At 69.7% G+C, this 16,495-nt stretch carries 13 protein-coding genes; 6 read left to right on the top strand and 7 right to left on the bottom strand.

Going from position 1 to position 16,495, the window contains the following annotated elements; all coding sequences use genetic code 11:
* The first annotated feature begins 56 nt into the window (after window positions 1–56).
* Together CJ197_RS08920 and CJ197_RS08915 are read left to right on the top strand one after the other, a co-directional pair.
* Window positions 57–893 (top strand): siderophore-interacting protein, encoded by an 837-nt coding sequence (locus CJ197_RS08920; RefSeq protein ID WP_102236388.1) that lies wholly within the window; start codon window positions 57–59, stop codon window positions 891–893.
* Between the two features lie 10 nt (window positions 894–903).
* A complete protein-coding gene (locus CJ197_RS08915; RefSeq protein WP_102236387.1) occupies window positions 904–1,545 on the top strand; it encodes a DNA-3-methyladenine glycosylase I in 642 nt (213 codons plus the stop codon).
* A gap of 13 nt (window positions 1,546–1,558) precedes the next feature.
* On the opposite strand, the gene CJ197_RS08910 is transcribed toward CJ197_RS08915, so the two are convergent.
* The gene (locus CJ197_RS08910; RefSeq protein ID WP_146007740.1) at window positions 1,559–1,864 is read right to left on the bottom strand and encodes a hypothetical protein; all 306 of its coding nucleotides are present in this window, start codon (window positions 1,862–1,864) and stop codon (window positions 1,559–1,561) included.
* A 136-nt stretch (window positions 1,865–2,000) separates the two neighbouring features.
* Between CJ197_RS08910 and CJ197_RS08905 the strand changes: the two genes are divergently transcribed.
* Window positions 2,001–2,762, top strand: a complete 762-nt coding sequence (locus CJ197_RS08905; RefSeq protein WP_102236385.1) for a PIG-L deacetylase family protein — start codon at window positions 2,001–2,003, stop codon at window positions 2,760–2,762.
* A gap of 26 nt (window positions 2,763–2,788) precedes the next feature.
* Here the strand turns inward: CJ197_RS08905 and CJ197_RS08900 are convergent, their stop codons facing one another.
* The 3 genes from CJ197_RS08900 to CJ197_RS08890 all read right to left on the bottom strand — a co-directional run bounded on the left by CJ197_RS08900 (window position 2,789) and on the right by CJ197_RS08890 (window position 7,163).
* Complete coding sequence (locus CJ197_RS08900; RefSeq protein ID WP_102236384.1) at window positions 2,789–4,243, bottom strand: sugar porter family MFS transporter; 1,455 nt, start codon at window positions 4,241–4,243, stop codon at window positions 2,789–2,791.
* Between the two features lie 95 nt (window positions 4,244–4,338).
* Window positions 4,339–6,141 carry a methionine--tRNA ligase gene (gene metG / locus CJ197_RS08895; protein ID WP_102236383.1) on the bottom strand — a complete coding sequence of 601 codons (1,803 nt, stop codon included), beginning with the start codon at window positions 6,139–6,141 and terminating at the stop codon, window positions 4,339–4,341.
* 344 nt (window positions 6,142–6,485) lie between these two features.
* Window positions 6,486–7,163, bottom strand: a complete 678-nt coding sequence (locus CJ197_RS08890) for an HAD family hydrolase (RefSeq protein WP_102236382.1) — start codon at window positions 7,161–7,163, stop codon at window positions 6,486–6,488.
* Window positions 7,164–7,420: 257 nt separating this feature from the next.
* Between CJ197_RS08890 and CJ197_RS08885 the strand changes: the two genes are divergently transcribed.
* Both CJ197_RS08885 and CJ197_RS08880 read left to right on the top strand, forming a co-directional pair.
* Window positions 7,421–9,028 carry an ATP-binding cassette domain-containing protein gene (locus CJ197_RS08885; RefSeq protein WP_102236381.1) on the top strand — a complete coding sequence of 536 codons (1,608 nt, stop codon included), beginning with the start codon at window positions 7,421–7,423 and terminating at the stop codon, window positions 9,026–9,028.
* Window positions 9,025–10,410: a UTP--glucose-1-phosphate uridylyltransferase gene (locus tag CJ197_RS08880; RefSeq protein WP_102236380.1), complete on the top strand. Its 1,386-nt coding sequence runs from the start codon at window positions 9,025–9,027 to the stop codon at window positions 10,408–10,410. Before CJ197_RS08885 ends, CJ197_RS08880 begins: the two co-directional genes overlap by 4 nt.
* A 118-nt stretch (window positions 10,411–10,528) precedes the next feature.
* Here CJ197_RS08880 and CJ197_RS08875 read toward each other — a convergent pair whose 3' ends face one another.
* Both CJ197_RS08875 and CJ197_RS08870 read right to left on the bottom strand, forming a co-directional pair.
* Window positions 10,529–11,800 (bottom strand): glycoside hydrolase family 76 protein, encoded by a 1,272-nt coding sequence (locus tag CJ197_RS08875; RefSeq protein ID WP_102236379.1) that lies wholly within the window; start codon window positions 11,798–11,800, stop codon window positions 10,529–10,531.
* Between the two features lie 106 nt (window positions 11,801–11,906).
* Complete coding sequence (locus CJ197_RS08870) at window positions 11,907–15,374, bottom strand: bifunctional proline dehydrogenase/L-glutamate gamma-semialdehyde dehydrogenase (RefSeq protein ID WP_369801524.1); 3,468 nt, start codon at window positions 15,372–15,374, stop codon at window positions 11,907–11,909.
* A gap of 208 nt (window positions 15,375–15,582) precedes the next feature.
* Here CJ197_RS08870 and CJ197_RS08865 point away from each other — a divergent pair, with 208 nt between their 5' ends.
* On the top strand, window positions 15,583–15,954 hold the full coding sequence (locus CJ197_RS08865) for a hypothetical protein (RefSeq protein ID WP_102236377.1): 372 nt from the start codon (window positions 15,583–15,585) through the stop codon (window positions 15,952–15,954).
* Window positions 15,955–16,032: 78 nt separating this feature from the next.
* Here CJ197_RS08865 and CJ197_RS08860 read toward each other — a convergent pair.
* Window positions 16,033–16,495 (bottom strand): thymidine kinase (locus tag CJ197_RS08860; RefSeq protein ID WP_102236376.1); only part of this gene is annotated, 463 nt, incomplete at its 5' end.

Raw genomic sequence — 16,495 nt, 5'->3', positions numbered from 1 at the left:
TGTCGCTCATCGCCCAGGACTATTTTCGAAAAGCAGTCGTCCCGTAAAGTGGGCGCATGTCCCACACGCAGTCCGAGACCGTCCGCCGCCCTCGATCCCCGCGCCCCCAGGCCGTCCTGGAGGTGGTGGGCAAGCGGCGGCTGTCCCCCCGCCTGCTGCGTGTGACCCTGGGCGGGGAGGGGTACGAGGTGCTGCGGCGCAATGAGCACACCGATGCGTATGTGAAGCTCCTGTTGCCCGCCCCTGGCAGCGGTCTGACCCCACCCTTCGATATGGATCGGTTGCGGGAGGAATCGCCCGATCTGCTGCCCTCGCGCCGCACCTACACGGTGAGGCGCTGGGATGATGAGCGCGGCTGTATCGATCTGGACGTGGTGCTGCACGCCGATGGGGATGCCACCGGGATCGCCGCCCGCTGGGCCGACCAGGCGCAGCCCGGAGACCGAGTTGCCATGAACGGTGCTGGTGGTGCATACAGCCCGGATCCGACGGCCCGTGAGCACCTGCTGATCGGGGACCATGCGGCGCTGCCCGCGATCGCGGCGGCACTCGAGAGCATGGATGAGCAGGCGCGCGGCCGTGCCCTCATCCACCTTGAGCATGACGAGGACCGTCTGCGTCTCGACCATCCCGCGGGCATCGAGGTCACCTGGGTGATCGGGGAGCGTGAAGAGCTGCTTGAGCGCGTGCGCTCCCTACCGCTGGACCCCGATGGGCTGCAGGTGTTCTGCCATGCGGAGCGGGGCCTGACCAAGCAGCTGCGCCGCGCCCTGGTCACCGAGGCGCAGATCCCGCGGGAGCAGATCTCCATCTCCGCCTACTGGGCGCTCGGCCGGATCGAGGACCAGTTCCAGGCGGAGAAGAAGGAACCCGTCGGCCAGATCGACGAGTGAGAGCCGAACGATGAACGCGCAGCCGGACCTGGTGCCCGGGGCCGACGGGCTGGCTCGCCCCGCCTGGGCGAGCGTCCACGCAGATCTGCGCGAGTACTACGACACCGAATGGGGGATGCCGGTCACGGACGAGACCGAGGTGTTCGAGCGCCTCGCGCTCGAGGGGTTCCAGTCCGGCCTCTCCTGGGCCACGATCCTGCGCCGCCGTGAGGGCTTCCGCCGCGCCTTCGCAGGCTTCGCCGTGGATGCGGTCGCCGGATTCGACGAGCGCGATGTGGAGCGCCTGCTGGGTGATCGCGGGATCATCCGGCATCGCGGCAAAATCGAGGCGACGATCAGCAACGCCCGCGCGACGCAGAATCTGCGGGGCTGGGACGGACCCGGATCGGACCTGGCGAGCTTCGTGTGGTCCCATCGGCCCCAGCGCACACCCGTGCCGCGCACCGCGGCTGAGGTGCCCCCGACGTCACCGGAGTCCCGAGCGCTCGCCGCCGCACTCAGGGCCCGTGGCTTCCGCTTCATCGGCCCCACCACCATGTTCGCCCTCATGGAGGCGATCGGGATCGTGGACACCCACCTGGTGGGCTCGCACCGCCGGGGATGCTCAGGTCTCTGGACGGCCGACGGGACCTGGGCGGGTGGCGCCGTGTGAGGGAGCGGAGCGTTCAGGCGCGGCGCCGGGCCTGCTCGGCGTAGGTGTCGAGAATGCTGAGCACGTCCTTCTGCACCCAGACGCGGTTACGAGAGCGCCCGGTCGCCTCCTGGAGGATTCCGGCGTCGGAAACTGCTGCGCTCAGTTCGAGAGGGACCGTGAGATCGGCGTGCGCCAGGGGAGCGGGCAGCGTGGCCTCGTAGGACCCGGTGCCGCGAGCGCGTGCGCTGCGCGAGACCATGCCATCGTCCGGTACGTGCCAGAAGCCGGGGCGGACACCGACGGGCGGCACGGGTACCGCGGCAGGAACTGTGACCATGCAGGCGCTGTACTCACACTTATGGGAAGAAGTGTGAGTATGGGGGTGCGGGCGACCGCTTTCGCGGTGAGGGCTGCGTGAGAGCAGCCCCGAGGCGCACGCCATCCCGGCGCATCCGGACCCGTAGGGTGAGTACATGACCCCCGAGCGAACATCCCAGATCCTGCCCCCGCTGCCCGAGGACGGGGTGCAGCGCGTCCTGTGCGTGGTCGCGCATCCCGATGACATGGAGTACGGGGCGTCCGCCGCAGTGGCCGCATGGAGCGATGCCGGCGTGGAGGTCACCTACCTCCTGGCCACGCGGGGCGAGGCCGGAATGGCCGATCCGCCCGAGCAGATCGCCCCGCTGCGGGAGCGTGAGCAGCGCGCCGCCTGTGAGTGCGTGGGCGTCACGGACCTGCGCTACCTGGACCACCCCGACGGGATGGTCGAAGCAGGGCTGACGCTGCGGCGCGGCATCGCCCGCGTGATCCGGCAGGTGCGTCCCCAGCTGGTGCTCGCCACGAACTTCGAGGTGGAGGCCTACGGGAGCCTCAACCAGGCCGATCACCGTGCCGTGGGCCTCGCCGCCGCGGACGCCTGCCGTGACGCCGGCAACCCGTGGGTGTTCCGGGAGCTGCGCGAAAGCGAAGGACTCGAGGCCTGGAACCCGCGCGCCCTGCTCATCGCCGGACACCCCGAGCCCACCCACGCAAAGGTTGTGGGACCGCAGGAGGTTCAGGCCTCGATCGACTCGCTGCGCTCCCACGCCGCGTACCTCGAGCACGTCACGGGGCACCCCGAGCCGGAGGAGCTGATCGGCTCGGCGCTCCGCGCAGGCGGTAAGGTTGCCGGTGCCGACCACGCGGTGGTGCTGCGAGTGATCGACCTCGGCGGACTGCGCGACGACGACGCCTGACCGCGGTCAGCCCCGGGCCAGCGCGCTCAGTCTGTCGACCGGGAGCGCCCCAGCCGCAGCTCGTCCATGTCCTCCAGCTCGCGATCCTTGGTCTCGGGCACCCAGCGCCACACGAAGCCGAGGCTCAGCAGCGCGAACACGGCATACAGGCCATAGGCGAGGGTCAGGCCCACCTCCGCGAGCGCCGGGAAGGTGGTGGAGACCGCGAAGTTCGCGGCCCACTGCGCGGCCGCGGCCACCGCGAGCGCCGAAGCGCGGATGCGGTTGGGGAAGATCTCGCCCAGCAGCACCCACACCAGCGGACCCCACGTGGTGCCGAAGAACAGCACGAAGGCGTTCGCGGCGATCAGCGCGATCGTGGACCACGGCTCAGGGAGCGTCAGGGCGTCGGCCCCACCGGAGGTGTCGGCGAAGGAGAACGCGAGCGCCATCAGGCCCAACGACACGGTCATCCCGGCGCTGCCCACCAGCAGCATGACGCGTCGGCCCACCCGGTCCACCAGGGCGATCGCAATGATCGTCGCGACGATGTTCATCACCGAGGTGATGGTCGAGGTCAGCAGTGCCTGCGACTCATCGAAGCCCACCGAGCGCCACAGCGTCGTGGAGTAGTAGAAGATGACGTTGATGCCCACCAGCTGCTGGAACAGCGACAGCAGGATGCCCAGCCACACGATCGGCTGCAGCCCGGCAGTCTGGCCCCGCAGATCCCGCAGGCTCTCCTTCTCCTCCCGCTCGAGCGAGGTGCGGATCTGCTCGATCTTGAGGTTGACATCGATCTCGCCGGTGACATCCAGCAGCACCTTCGAGGCCTTGTCGATCTCACCCTTCCCGATCAGATAGCGCGGGGACTCCGGCAGGAACAGCGCCATGATCCCGTAGATCGCCGCAGGCACCGCCTCGATCATGAACATCCAGCGCCACGCACCGATGCCGAACCAGAACTGCTCGGCTGCACCGCCGGAGGTGTTCGCGATCAGCGCGTTCGACAGCAGCGCCGTGAAAATGCCCAGCACGATCGCCAGCTGCTGCAGGGAGCCCAGACGTCCCCGATACCGGGCGGGAGCCACCTCGGCGATGTACGCGGGGGCGATCACGCTCGCCGCCCCGACGCCCAGGCCGCCGACCACGCGCCACAGGATCAGATCCCACACCCCGAACGCGAGGCCGGAACCGATCGCGGAAGCGAGGAAGAGGATCGCGGCGATCACCATCACGGGGATGCGGCCGAAACGGTTGGCGAGTGAGCCGGCGAACCAGGCGCCCACGGCGCAGCCGATCAGCGCGGAGGACACCGCGAAGCCGGTCAGACCCGCTCCGAGCTCGAACTCGCCGGAGAGCGCATCGACCGCGCCGTTGATGACGGAGGTGTCGAAGCCGAACAGGAATCCACCCACGGCAGCGGCGACGCTGACCCCGATGACCTTGGGGTTCAGCGACGGCGCTGCGGAGGGCGGGGAGGCGGTGGAGGGGGAGGACATGGGGACCTCGCAGCGGGCTCGGGGATATGAGGGATCCGACGCTACCCCGTCGGCGCTCTTCGTGCCCGCCGTGGTGCCTGTGATCGTCCCGGATCTCAGCCCTCGGTGGTCTCCGCCTCCAGGCGGGCCAGCTCCTCCTCGGCCACCTTCGGGTCCAGCTTGACGAAGATCGGGGTGGGCTTGCTGACCGGTCGGCCCGGGGTGACCGGGTGGTGGCCCCAGGCGGGCACATCGGTGTAGTCACCGGTGATCACGGGATAGCCTGGCCCGCCGTCGAGGTCCTCGACCTCCTCGATCCGCGGCATCGGCGCGATGATCCGCTCGCCGCCGAGGGCTTTCTCCACCGCGTTCGCGGAATGCGGCAAAAACGGCGCAAGCATCGTATTGAGGTCCGTGACGGCCTGCGCGAGAACGTGCAGCACGGTGAGCAGGCGCGGCCGCTGCTCCTCGGCCTTCATCTTGAACGGCTCGGTCTCGGAGACGTACCGGTTCGCCACCCCCACCAGACGCATGACCTCGGCGATCGCATTGCGCTGGTGGTGGCGCTCGATGAGATCGCCCACCGTGGTGAACCCCTCGCGGATCGCCTCGAGCAGGCGCCGGTCCACGTCCTCGAGCTCCCCGGCCGAGGGAATCTCGCCGACGTTCTTCGCGATCATCGCGGCGGTGCGGTTGACCAGGTTGCCCCAGCCAGCCACGAGCTCATTGTTGGTGCGGGAGACGAACTCGCTCCACGTGAAGTCCGCATCCTGGTTCTCCGGCCCGGCCGCGGAGATGAAATAGCGCAGCGCATCGGGCTGGTAGCGCTCGAGGACATCGCGCACGTAGATGACCACGCCCTTGGAGGAGGAGAACTTCTTGCCCTCCATGGTGAGGAACTCGCTGGAGACCACCTCGGTGGGCAGATTCAGCTCACCGAAGGCGCCGGGCTTGCCCCCCTTGTCTCCCGCCCCATTCTGGGCGAGCATTTCCGCTGGCCAGATCTGGGAGTGGAAGACGATGTTGTCCTTGCCCATGAAGTAGTAGGACAGCGCCTGCGGATCGTTCCACCACTTCTTCCAGGCGTCGGGGTCGCCGGTGCGGCGCGCCCATTCGATCGAGGCGGACAGGTAGCCGATCACGGCGTCGAACCACACGTACAGGCGCTTGTTCGGCTGGTCCTCCCAGCCGGGCACAGGGATGCCCCAGTCGATGTCCCGGGTCATGGCGCGCGGGCGGATGTCCTCCAGGATGTTCTGGGAGAAGCGGATGACGTTCGGGCGCCACAGGCCCGTGGCCTCCCGCTCATCCAGCCAGCGCCCCAGCTCCGCAGCGAGCGCTGGCAGGTCCAGGAACCAGTGGGTGGTCTCGATGAACTCTGGGGTCTCACCGTTGATGCGGGAGACGGGGTCGATGAGATCGGTGGGATCGAGCTGGTTGCCGCAGGCATCGCACTGATCGCCGCGCGCCCCGGGGGTCTTGCAGATCGGGCAGGTGCCCTCGATGTACCGGTCCGGCAGGGTGCGGCCGGTCGACGGGGAGATCGCGCCGCGGGTGGGCTGCTCGATCATGTAGCCGTTGTCCCGCACGGTCACGAACATGTCCTGCACCACCTGGTAGTGGTTGCGGGTGGTGGTGCGGGTGAACAGGTCGTAGGACAGCCCCAGCGCGACCAGGTCCTCGACGATGAGGCGGTTGTTGCGGTCGGCGAGGTCGCGGGCGCTCACGCCCTGCTTATCGGCCTCCACCAGGATCGGGGTGCCGTGCTCGTCGGTGCCGGAGACCATGAGCACGTCATGCCCGGCCATGCGCATGTAGCGGGAGAAGACGTCGGAGGGGACGCCGAACCCGGCGACGTGACCGATGTGGCGGGGACCGTTGGCATACGGCCAGGCGACCGCGGACAGGACTGTGCTCATGGGAGTCGATTCTACTGGCGCGGATCCATGAGTGTGTCCGTGCTCCCGGCCGGGTACTGGCACAGTGGTCACATGCACGCCCACCAGGGAACGCCCTGGGCTTCGAGTTCACCATGAGCGCCGGCGGGCAGGGGGTCGTGCACGTGGCGCGTCGCTGGCGGGATCGGCCGAGGCCTGCTGGGCCACAGCTGCTACGTGGCCGTCCTGAACCCGACCATGCCGCCGCGCGAGCGGTTGGCGGTGATCGGCGGACTCATCGCCCTGGACCTGATGCGCGCCGAGGACTCCGACAGCTTCAACCAGTGAGCGAGTGACCGGGGATGCACGCAGACGGACAGCTGCCCTCAGCCGCTGACTTCGCCTCTCCGGTGCAGCACCGCCTGCCACCCGAAGGCACGGGCGCCGTACACGTGGCGGCGGGAGTCGTCCAGGAACAGGACCTCGTCCGGCCGGATCCGCACCGGCTCTCCTCGATCCTGGCGCAGCTGGTGCTCGATCCTTCCGTGCGCCCGCTCGAACGCCTCCAGATCGGGCTTGGCGCGTGCGAGGTCAGCGCTGTTGATCAGGTGCTCACCGCGCCTTCCCACCACGGCGAGCAGCCCCAGTTCCTCCAGTTCCGCAAGGACCCTGTCGGTGCCGTTAGTGAAGACGAACACCGCGATGCCGCACGCGCGGGCCTCATCGAGGACGGAGAGCACGTCCTGATCGACCGTGGCGGGGGTGCCGGCCCATCGGTCGACGCTGCGGTGGGCTTCGTCGGGATCTGCACCTGCTGCGACCAGATGCTCGATGGCCACCTCGCGCCACCGGGCATGGGTGCCGCGACCGCGGGTGACCTCCTCGAGATAGGGATGGCCGAGGATCGCCCGGAAGCTGCTGCCGCGCTCGAGCCCAAGCTCTGCGTCGAGCTCGTCCCACAGTCCCTGGTCGAACACGCGCAGCACGCCGTCGAGATCGCTCACCAGCACTCGTACCTTGTCCGATGCGAGACGCTTCCGAACTATGTGCAGCGACGCGGTCATCCCTCCATACTAGATAGACACCTCACCGCCGAGGTGGCCGGCGCTGATCCGAGCCGAGGAAATCACGTGGCATGAGACGGACCGGGCCCCGTAACGTGGATGCCATGAGGTACTGCATGTCGACCGCGGCCATGGCGCCGCGCCCCCGCGTCCGCCGCTGACGGCGGCGCTCGCGAACACCCCTACGCCGTCGTCCGGACCACGACCGGGCGGCCGATCTCGCACGCCCGGTGCCACCCACCACCGGAAGCGACGACATGTCCTCTCTCACCCACCCCCTGCCCACCACCGGCACCGCTCATCTCCGCGCCCGCGGCCTGCGCCTGGCACAAGACGGCCGCGTCATCCTGCGCGACATCGACCTCACCCTCGCACCCGGCGACTCCCTCGCCGTGGTCGGGGAGAACGGCCGGGGCAAGACCACCCTGCTCGACGCCCTGGCCGGAGACCTGGAGCCCGATGCCGGGACCGTGGAGCGACACGGCTCGCTCGGCATCGTGCGCCAGGAGCTCCCCACCACCGCCGCGACCGATGGCAGCGCCCTGACCATCGGCGACCTCCTGGACCACCTGCTGGCCCGCCCTCTCGCAGCACTGGACGAGATGGACCGCGCTGCCCAGGCCCTCACCGAAGACACCGGCCCGGCGGCGAGTCGTCGCTACGACGAGGCGCTCGCGGCCGCCTCCGCCCTGGATGCCTGGGACGCGGGGCGCCGGCTCGAGGTCTCACTGGAGGAGGTCGGTGCCATCACCGACCGCAGCCGCCCCCTGTCCACGCTCTCGGTGGGGCAGCGCTACCGCGTGCGCCTGGCCGGGGTGATCGCCGCCAGGGAGGACATCCTGCTGCTGGACGAGCCGACCAACCACCTCGACGCACGCGGTCTGGAGCACCTGACCCGCACCCTGCGCGAGCACCACGGGGCCACCGCGATCGTCTCGCACGACCGGGCCCTATTGGCCGACGTCGCCACCGCGTTCCTGGACCTGGACCCCACCATGGACGGCCCGCCGCTGCTGGTCACCGGCGGGATCGACACGTGGCAGGAGACCCGGCGGCGCCATCGCGCAGCATGGGAGGACGCCTACCGCGCCCAGCAGGAGGAGCACACGCGCCTGCAGGGACAGGCCGAGGCCGCCCGGGCGCGGCTCTCCACCGGGTGGCGGCCCGACAAGGGCACCGGCAAGCACCAGCGGCAGTCACGTGCACCCGGCGTGGTGCGCGCCATGAACGAGCGCATCGATCGTCTGGAGAAGCATCGGCTCGACGTCCCGCCGCCCCCGCCGCGGCTGAGCCTGCCCGTCAGCGTCACGCCGACCGGCAAGCCGCTGCTGCGCGCCGACGGCATACGAGTGGAGCGGGACCAGCCAGGCACGCCGCCGCGCCTGGCCGAGACCACCCTGCGCCTGGAGGGCGGGGGCCGGCTGCTGGTCGTCGGCCCCAACGGGGCGGGCAAGACCACGCTGCTGCGCGTGCTCGCCGGTGCTCTCGAACCCGATGCCGGCACGGTGCGCGTCCTGGGCGGGGCCCGGATCGGGTACCTGGCACAGGAGGACGAGACCGTCCACCTCGACCAGCATCCTCACCGGGGTGGCCCGGAACGTGGCCGCGGCGGTCCGAGCGAACACCGGGGCAGCCCGGGGGAGCGACGCCGACGGGCCCTGGCGCGGCTGTTCGCCCAGCGCCCCGATGTGCTGCTGCTGGACGAGCCCACCAACCATCTGGGCATCAGCGGGGTCGACGACCTCCTGGTCGCGCTGGAGGCGACACCGGCGGCCGTGGTGATCGCCACCCACGACCGGTCGGTGCTGCGCGCACTGGCGTGCTCGCCGCGGCTCGAGCTCACCCCCGATACCCTGTCGGCATGAGCACCGACGGACTCTCCACAGCACAGCAGAAGATGGCCGACGCAGGCGTTCCGCAGACCGCCATCGACGTCTTTTCCCACTACTACGGTCAGCTCGAGGAGGGCGTGACCGGCACGATCCCCGAGGACACGATCGAGCCGTACCTCGACCCGCCGAAACTTGAGGATGTGAAGATCGACGTCGCGCAGGCGAAGAAGGTCTTCGATCAGCTCGCCATCATCAACCTCAACGGCGGGCTCGGCACCTCGATGGGCCTGGATAAGGCCAAGTCCCTGCTGCCGGTGCGGGACGGCAAGAGCTTCCTGGACATCATCGTCGAGCAGGTCCTCGCCGCCCGCCGCGGCACGAACTCTCGCCTGCCGCTGCTGTTCATGAACTCCTTCCGCACCCGCGAGGACACCCTCGCGGTGCTCGCCAAGTACCCAGACCTGCCCGTCGGGGACCTCCCGCTGGACTTCTTGCAGAACAAGGAGCCGAAGCTCCGCACCGATGACCTCATGCCCGTCACCTGGGAGGCGGACCAGGACCTCGAGTGGTGCCCGCCCGGCCACGGGGACATCTACACCGCCCTGCAGACCTCCGGGGTGCTGCAGAAGCTGCTGGATGCCGGCTTCAAGTACGCCTCCGTCTCCAACTCCGACAACCTCGGCACCGTGCCGAACCCCGTGATCGCCGCCTGGTTCGCCTCCACCGGCGCGCCGTACGCCGCTGAGCTGTGCCGCCGCACCCCCGCCGATCGCAAGGGCGGGCACCTCGCGGTGCGCAAGAGCGATGGTCGGCTCATCCTGCGCGACACCGCGCAGACCCCGGCGGAGGAGATGGACTACTTCACCGACGAGCACCGCCACCCCTACTTCCACACCAACAACCTGTGGTGGGACCTCGAGCAGCTGGCCGAGATCCTGGCTCAGCGGGACGGGGTGATGGGCCTGCCGCTGATCCGCAACGAGAAGACCGTCGACCCCGCGGACAAGTCCTCCACGCCGGTCTACCAGATCGAATCTGCCATGGGCGCGGCGATCGAGGTGTTCGACGGCGCCACCGCGATCGTGGTGGACCGCGATCGGTTCCTGCCGGTCAAGGCCACGAGCGACCTGCTGCTGGTGCGCTCGGACGCCTACCGCCTCGATGAGCGGGTGGCGCTCGTGAAGCAGGTGGATACCGTGCCGACCGTCACGCTTGCCGCCGACCACTACAAGCTCATTGGCGATTTCGAGCCCCGTTTCCCCCACGGCATCCCCTCGCTGAAGGAGGCCTCGAGCCTCGATGTCCAGGGCGACTGGACCTTCGGCGCCGACGTCGCCGTGGTGGGTGAGGCGGTGCTCGGCCCCGAGGGCGGCGAGGTGCCCGAGGGCGCCCGCATCGGCACTGCCGTGAGCTGACCCCGGGGCCCCGGTGCACGTTTTCGGCTCCTGCGTTCCAGATCTGGAACGCAGGAGCCGAAAACGTTGTGAGGGGTGGTGGCGAGGTACCTCGTGAAGAGTGCCGGGGCGCGGGGCCTCAGCTCAGGTGCTGCCAGAGCGGGCGCGGCATCGCCGCGAGCGCCAGGGCGCGCGTGAACCCGCCCTGGTCCAGCAGATGCGTGCCGATATCCGTCTCCCGCGACTTGATCACGAGGTTCGTCTCCGGATCACGGCGATGAGCCCACAGCCGCTCGGCGTAGGCGTCCACGATCTTCTTGCCCTGCGCCCGGCCTCCCAGCACCGACTCGGCGTACAGCAGGTTCGACATGAGGATCGCGTTGAACTGGATCGGCTGGTCATCCAGCGGCCCACCCTCTTCGAAGGGCTTGTAGAAGGCGATGATCGCCTCCACCAGATCCAGGGCGTTCTGCCGATGGGTCTTCTCGCCGGTGATCTCGTAGGCGAGAACTTCGGTGCCCAGCGGCACGCCCTGGTTGTAGGTCCAGTGGGTGCGGTCGATGTTCCCATCGGGCTTGATGTTGTCCCAGAACAGGCCGTTCGGCGCCAGCAGCGTGTCCCGGCCCCAGGCCATCCAGCGCAGCGCATCCCCGAGCGCCTGCTCCTGGCCGGTCAGCTGATGCCAGCGCAGCGCGACCTTGGCTGAAGGGAAGACCGTGACCGTGTTGCGGTCCTCGTTCCAGTCACCCTGGGTCCAGAAGATGCCGCCGGGGGAGGCGAGATCCGGGTCGGTGGACTCCCCGGAGCGGAACAGCTCCAGCAGCTCGCCCACCCGGTCCAGATCGCCCATGGCCCCGCCGCTCAGCAGGTGCTTCTCGATCTCCAGCAGCGCGATCCAGTCGTTGTCGTCATAGAAGAAGTCACCGTGAGCGCCCTGCTCGGAGTTCGTCGCCGCGGTGTAGCCGGGCAGTCCCGTCGTCCCGCCTTCGGGGTACCAGTAGTGCTCATGGGCCCGCTCCATCGCCGCCTCCGCGGCGGCGAGATCCAGGTCCCCGGTGTCGATCTGTGGGCCGGGGCCCTCGATCGCGGCCCGCGCCTCCGTGATGCCCGCAGCGCCCTGGCCGAGCGGCCATACATAGGAGAACTCCGGGTCGTCCTCTTGCCGCGGGTAGCGCTCGATGAGCATGTCCGGGTCGTTCTCCGCCCGGAAGTACGTCAGCAGCGCGCGGACGGCAGCGAGCACCCGCTCCCGCTCCTGGTGCGGGGTCAGAGGGCCGGCGGGAGCGGGGGACTGATTCACGACGGGGGAAATCCTTCCGGACGAAGAGGCCAGGGCAGACGGGACCGCGACGACCGCCGCCGTTCCGGTCAGGCCCGCGGTGAGCAGCGTGCGACGACGGGGAGAGGTCATGAGGAAACACCTCGGTGTGCTCGGGAACGGTGGCGCACTACGCTACCGAACCCTGTGACCCAGCGCACCCACCATCCCCGATGCAGCACGGCGCACGCTCGCCTGCTCAGGCCCGCCCGCGCGCGAAACCCTTTCCGCCCGTGAGGTCCAGCCGATGCGGCAGCGCATTGCCGTAGCGGTGGTTCGTGGCGCTGATCGCCTGCTCCCGCAGGAAGCTCAGCAGCTCCACCCGCCCCGTGGCGAGCACCGGACCGGAGAACAGCGCGACCTCCACCCGCTCGGCGAGCGCCGCCCGCAGCTGCGGATCGGCCTCGCCGATCAGCCGCACCCGCGACTGCTCGATCCCGCCGATGCGACCGGCGAACGTGGCTGCGTCCTCGACCCGCACTCGCTGCTGGGGGATTTCGGCACCGAGCGCAACACCGTGCAGGGCAGCGTCGGCCACCGACACCTCCACCTCAGCGCCTGTGGTCGCCGCAGCATGCAGCACGCGCCGCAGCTCGATCGCGCTCGTCCCCGCGGCGGCACGGACCAGGACCGGCAGCGGCAGGTAGCGCAGCACATTGATCTCCCCGTGCAGGTCCTGCTCATCGCGCGGGGCGAACAGGCCCGCCATGTGCTCGCGATCCGAATGCCGGGCGGCGGCCAGCCACTGCTCGCCATCCTGCTCGCGGTCCGGCAGTGCTGCGGCATCGGCTCCCTCCATGAGGTGCACCAGGTAGTTGGGGCCCCCGGCCTTCGCGGTCTGCCCGATCGCCGAGCGCTTCCACCCGCCGAAGGGCTGCCGCTGCACGATCGCGCCGGTGATCCCGCGGTTGACATACAGGTTGCCGGCCTGCACATGCTCGGTCCACCAGGCGATCTCCGCCGGCTCGAGGGAATGCAGGCCCGCGGTCAGGCCATAGGCGGTGCCGTTCTGGATCCGCACCGCATCCTCGAGCGTGTCCGCATGGATCATGCCCAGCACCGGCCCGAAGTACTCGGTGAGATGGAACGCGGATCCCTCCTGCACCCCGGAGCGCACGCCCGGGGAGAACAGACGCCCTGACTCATCCAGCGCCCGTGGCCGTGAGAGCCACTCCTCGCCCTCACCCAGCTCCGTGAGGCCGCTGTGCAGCTTGTCCCCGGGCGGCTCGATGACCGGGCCCATCTGCGCCGTCGGGTCCGTCGGGTGCCCCACGTGGGTGCTGAGCACCGCATCGGCCAGCTGCGCCGCGAAGCGCCGCGAGCGCGTCACTGATCCGACCGTGATCACGAGTGAGGCGGCCGAGCACTTCTGCCCGGCATGCCCGAAGGCGCTCAAGGCCACATCCCGAGCCGCCAGGTCCAGATCTGCCTGGGGCGTGACGATGATGGCGTTCTTGCCGCTGGTCTCGGCGAGGATCCGCAGTTCGGGACGCCACGAGGCGAACAGCGCCGCGGTGTCCGAAGCACCGGTGAGGATCAGCTGATCGATCCGCGGGTCGGAGATCAGGGCCTGCCCCACCTCATCTTCGGGCACATCCACCAGGGTGAACACTCCCGCGGGCACCCCGGCGCGCTCGAACAGCTCCGCGAGCACCGCGCCGCAGCGGCGGGCCTGCGGAGCCGGCTTCATGATCACCGCGCTGCCGGTCACCAGCGCGGCCAGCGCCCCGCCTGTCGGGATCGCGAGCGGGAAGTTCCATGGCGGCGTCACGAGCGTGAGCGGCCGCGGGGTGAACTCCACTTCGCCGTGCTCGGCCAGGCGCTCGGCCTGCTCGGCGTAGTACAGGGCGAAGTCGATCGCCTCGGACACCTCTGGGTCGCCCTGCTCGAGGGTCTTACCGGTCTCCGCTGCCGCGACTTCGAGCAGCAGCGCGCGGCTGCCCGCCATCACCCCGGCGATGCGCCGCAGCACCTCCGCGCGTTCGGACACCGGGAGCGCCTGCCACTCCTGCTGCGCCTGCAGGGCTGCTGTGATCGCCGCATCCACCTCGTCGGTGCTCGTCAGCCGTGCCCGCTCGATCCGCTCCACACCGGCCTGCGAACCGCGGATCCGGCGGGTGATCTGCTCGGCCCACTCCTGGTTCGCCGGGGTGGACAGGTCCGTATCGGGGGTGTTGCTGAATGCGCCGGGCACCGTCGGCAGCGCCGGATCCCCCAGGGTGATCGCGCCGTCGCGGGGAACTTCCGCCAGGCGGTCCTGCCCCCGATGGGTGGGCGCGGATACCTCGCTGAGGGCCCGCTGCAGGGCCTGCTCGAAACGTCCCTGCTCGCGCGCGAACAGCTCCGCGGAGGAGTCCAGCTGGAACGCCGCGGACAGGAAGTTCTGCGAGGAGGCGTTCTCCTCCAGGCGCCGCACCAGGTAGGAGACCGCCACATCGAAGTGGTCCGGATGCACGATCGGCACATACAGCCGCATCGTCCCGGTCGCCTCGCGCACCACCGCCTGCTGCCCAGGGGCCATCCCTGCGAGCATCTCGAACTCGATGCCGTGCCCGGGACCGGCCGGGATGCCGCGGCGCTGCATCAGCAGATGCGCGAACGCGACATCGAACAGGTTGTGCCCGGCGATGCCCAGGTGCACCGCCTGCAACCGCTCAGGATCCACCGCCTCGATGAGCATGCGCTTGTACTGGGCGTCGGACTCCTCCTTGCTGCCCAGCGTCGCGAGCGGCCACCCATGCACCGAGGCATCCACCCGCTCCATCGCCAGGTTCGCGCCCTTGACCAGGCGCACCTTGATCGGCGCGCCCCCGGCGGCCACTCGGCGCTCGGCCAGCTCGCGCAGGCGCGCCATGGCTCCCGGCGCATCGGGCAGGTACGCCTGCAGCACAATGCCCATCGGCAGATCGGTGAGCTCCGGCCGTGCCAGCAGACGCTCGAACACCTGCAGCGTCAGCTCCAGATCCCGGTACTCCTCCATGTCCATGTTCAGGAACGTGGCCGGTGAGGTGCGGGCGGCCGCGAGGTACAGCGGCACCAGCTTCTCTTCGATGTGATCGACCGTCTCCCGTGCCGCCCACAGCGGCAGATGGTCCACCAGCGAGGACACCTTGATGGACACGTAGTCCACATCGTCGCGGGCCACGAGCTCGGTCACGCCCTCCATGCGCCGCGCCGCCTCCTGCGCGCCCAGCACTGCCTCACCCAGCAGGTTGATGTTCAAGGTGGTGCCATCACGGGTCAGGCGCTCGATCGAGCTGCCCAGCTGGCGGGGCCGCGCATCGAGGATCAGATGCCCCACCATGCGGCGCATGACCGCCTGCGCGGTGGGGACGACGAGGTGCGGGGCCAGCTGTGAGGCGGCGCCGCCCAGAGCCACCACGCGGCGCAGGGCCGCCGGCAGGAACGATGGCGGGTTCTGTGCCAGGCGACGCAGCTCCACCGCAGCGGCCCGTGGATCCTCCGGTCGGATCACCCGATCCACGAAGGCGAGGGTGAAGTCCAGCCCCTGGGGGTCCTGCAGCAGATCAGAGAGCATCTTCGCCTGCCCGGGCACCGGCCGCATCGCGGCGGCGTCCACCCAGCGGTGCACCTGTTCGGCGACCTCCTCGGGGCTCGGCAGCTGCGGGGCAGCCGGGTCAGTGGGACGGGGGGAGGTGCTCTGGATGGACAACTCTGTCTGCTCCTCATCGCAATGGTGCTGGGTGCGGCCCGGCGGCATTGCCGGTAGGCCGATCGTATGACCTCCGCCACCGCTGATGCACAACGCCCGGCGTGCGCTGTCTGCAGGACCGGACGGTCGAGAACTGACCGGTCATTCACCGTGATGTGGCACCATGCATGAGGTCCACGACACCTCACACAGGAGAGAGACCATGAAGAAGTTCATCTTCCTGGCCGGGCTCGGCATCGGCTTCGTGATCGGCTCCCGCGCCGGCCGCGGCCCCTACGAGTCGCTCGAGCGCACCGCCCGTCAGGTGGCCGACGACCCCGAGGTCCAGCGCCGCGCCGCCCAGGCTCGGGACACCGCCACCCGCGTGGCGCACGACACCGCCGAGACCGTGAAGGACAAGGCTCCCGGCGTGGCCGCCGGTGTGCAGGAGAAGGTCAGCAGCGCCGCGGGTGCCGCGAAGGACCGTGTCACCGGTGAGGCGAAGAACGAGAAGAACCTGGCCGAGAAGTCCGCGGACAGCGCAACCTCCGGCGGCAACGCCGAGGTGGGCGAGGATAAGCCGCTCGGCTCCTGACCTGACCTCGCGCAGCACGCGCCCCCGTCCTCCCGTAAGAGGGCGGGGGCCCGGGCTATCCCCGGGGGCGGGTCGCTCTCAGCCCAGCACCCGTACCCCGGCAGCACGTTGCTCCTGCATGAAGCACGGCCCGCACAGCGACATGTACGTCACCTCCGTGCCGTCGATAGCCACCTGCTCGCCCTCGAACACGAAATGCTCGCCCACGCGGCGACAGTTGAACTCCGCCTGGGAGCCGCAGCGGCACATCGTCGGCAGCTTCTCCACGTTGTCCGCCAGCTCGAACAGCCGTGCCGCCCCGGGAAACATCGCGGTGCGGAAATCGGTGCGCAGCCCGTAGCAGATCACGGAGATCCCATCGTCCTTGGCGAGCCGGAACAGGTCATCGATCTGGTGCGGCTCTAGAAACTGCGCCTCATCGACGAGCACGCAATGCAGCGGGCGCAACCCCAGGTCATCAGCCGTGCGCTGCACGTGCTCACGCAGATCCTCCCCAGCCCCGGCGATCACATCGACCTGCCGTGAGGCACCACCGCGGGCA

Origin of the sequence: Brachybacterium sp. UMB0905 (assembly GCF_002871795.1) — a bacterium.
Lineage (GTDB): Bacteria > Actinomycetota > Actinomycetes > Actinomycetales > Dermabacteraceae > Brachybacterium.
This window is presented reverse-complemented; position numbering and strand designations above follow the sequence as displayed.

Coding starts and splice junctions, on each gene's coding strand:
- CJ197_RS08920 (WP_102236388.1), top strand. CDS start 57: ATGTCCCACACGCAGTCCGAGACCGTCCGCCGCCCTCGATCCCCGCGC.
- CJ197_RS08915 (WP_102236387.1), top strand. CDS start 904: ATGAACGCGCAGCCGGACCTGGTGCCCGGGGCCGACGGGCTGGCTCGC.
- CJ197_RS08910 (WP_146007740.1), bottom strand. CDS start 1,864: ATGGTCACAGTTCCTGCCGCGGTACCCGTGCCGCCCGTCGGTGTCCGC.
- CJ197_RS08905 (WP_102236385.1), top strand. CDS start 2,001: ATGACCCCCGAGCGAACATCCCAGATCCTGCCCCCGCTGCCCGAGGAC.
- CJ197_RS08900 (WP_102236384.1), bottom strand. CDS start 4,243: ATGTCCTCCCCCTCCACCGCCTCCCCGCCCTCCGCAGCGCCGTCGCTG.
- metG (WP_102236383.1), bottom strand. CDS start 6,141: ATGAGCACAGTCCTGTCCGCGGTCGCCTGGCCGTATGCCAACGGTCCC.
- CJ197_RS08890 (WP_102236382.1), bottom strand. CDS start 7,163: ATGACCGCGTCGCTGCACATAGTTCGGAAGCGTCTCGCATCGGACAAG.
- CJ197_RS08885 (WP_102236381.1), top strand. CDS start 7,421: ATGTCCTCTCTCACCCACCCCCTGCCCACCACCGGCACCGCTCATCTC.
- CJ197_RS08880 (WP_102236380.1), top strand. CDS start 9,025: ATGAGCACCGACGGACTCTCCACAGCACAGCAGAAGATGGCCGACGCA.
- CJ197_RS08875 (WP_102236379.1), bottom strand. CDS start 11,800: ATGACCTCTCCCCGTCGTCGCACGCTGCTCACCGCGGGCCTGACCGGA.
- CJ197_RS08865 (WP_102236377.1), top strand. CDS start 15,583: ATGAAGAAGTTCATCTTCCTGGCCGGGCTCGGCATCGGCTTCGTGATC.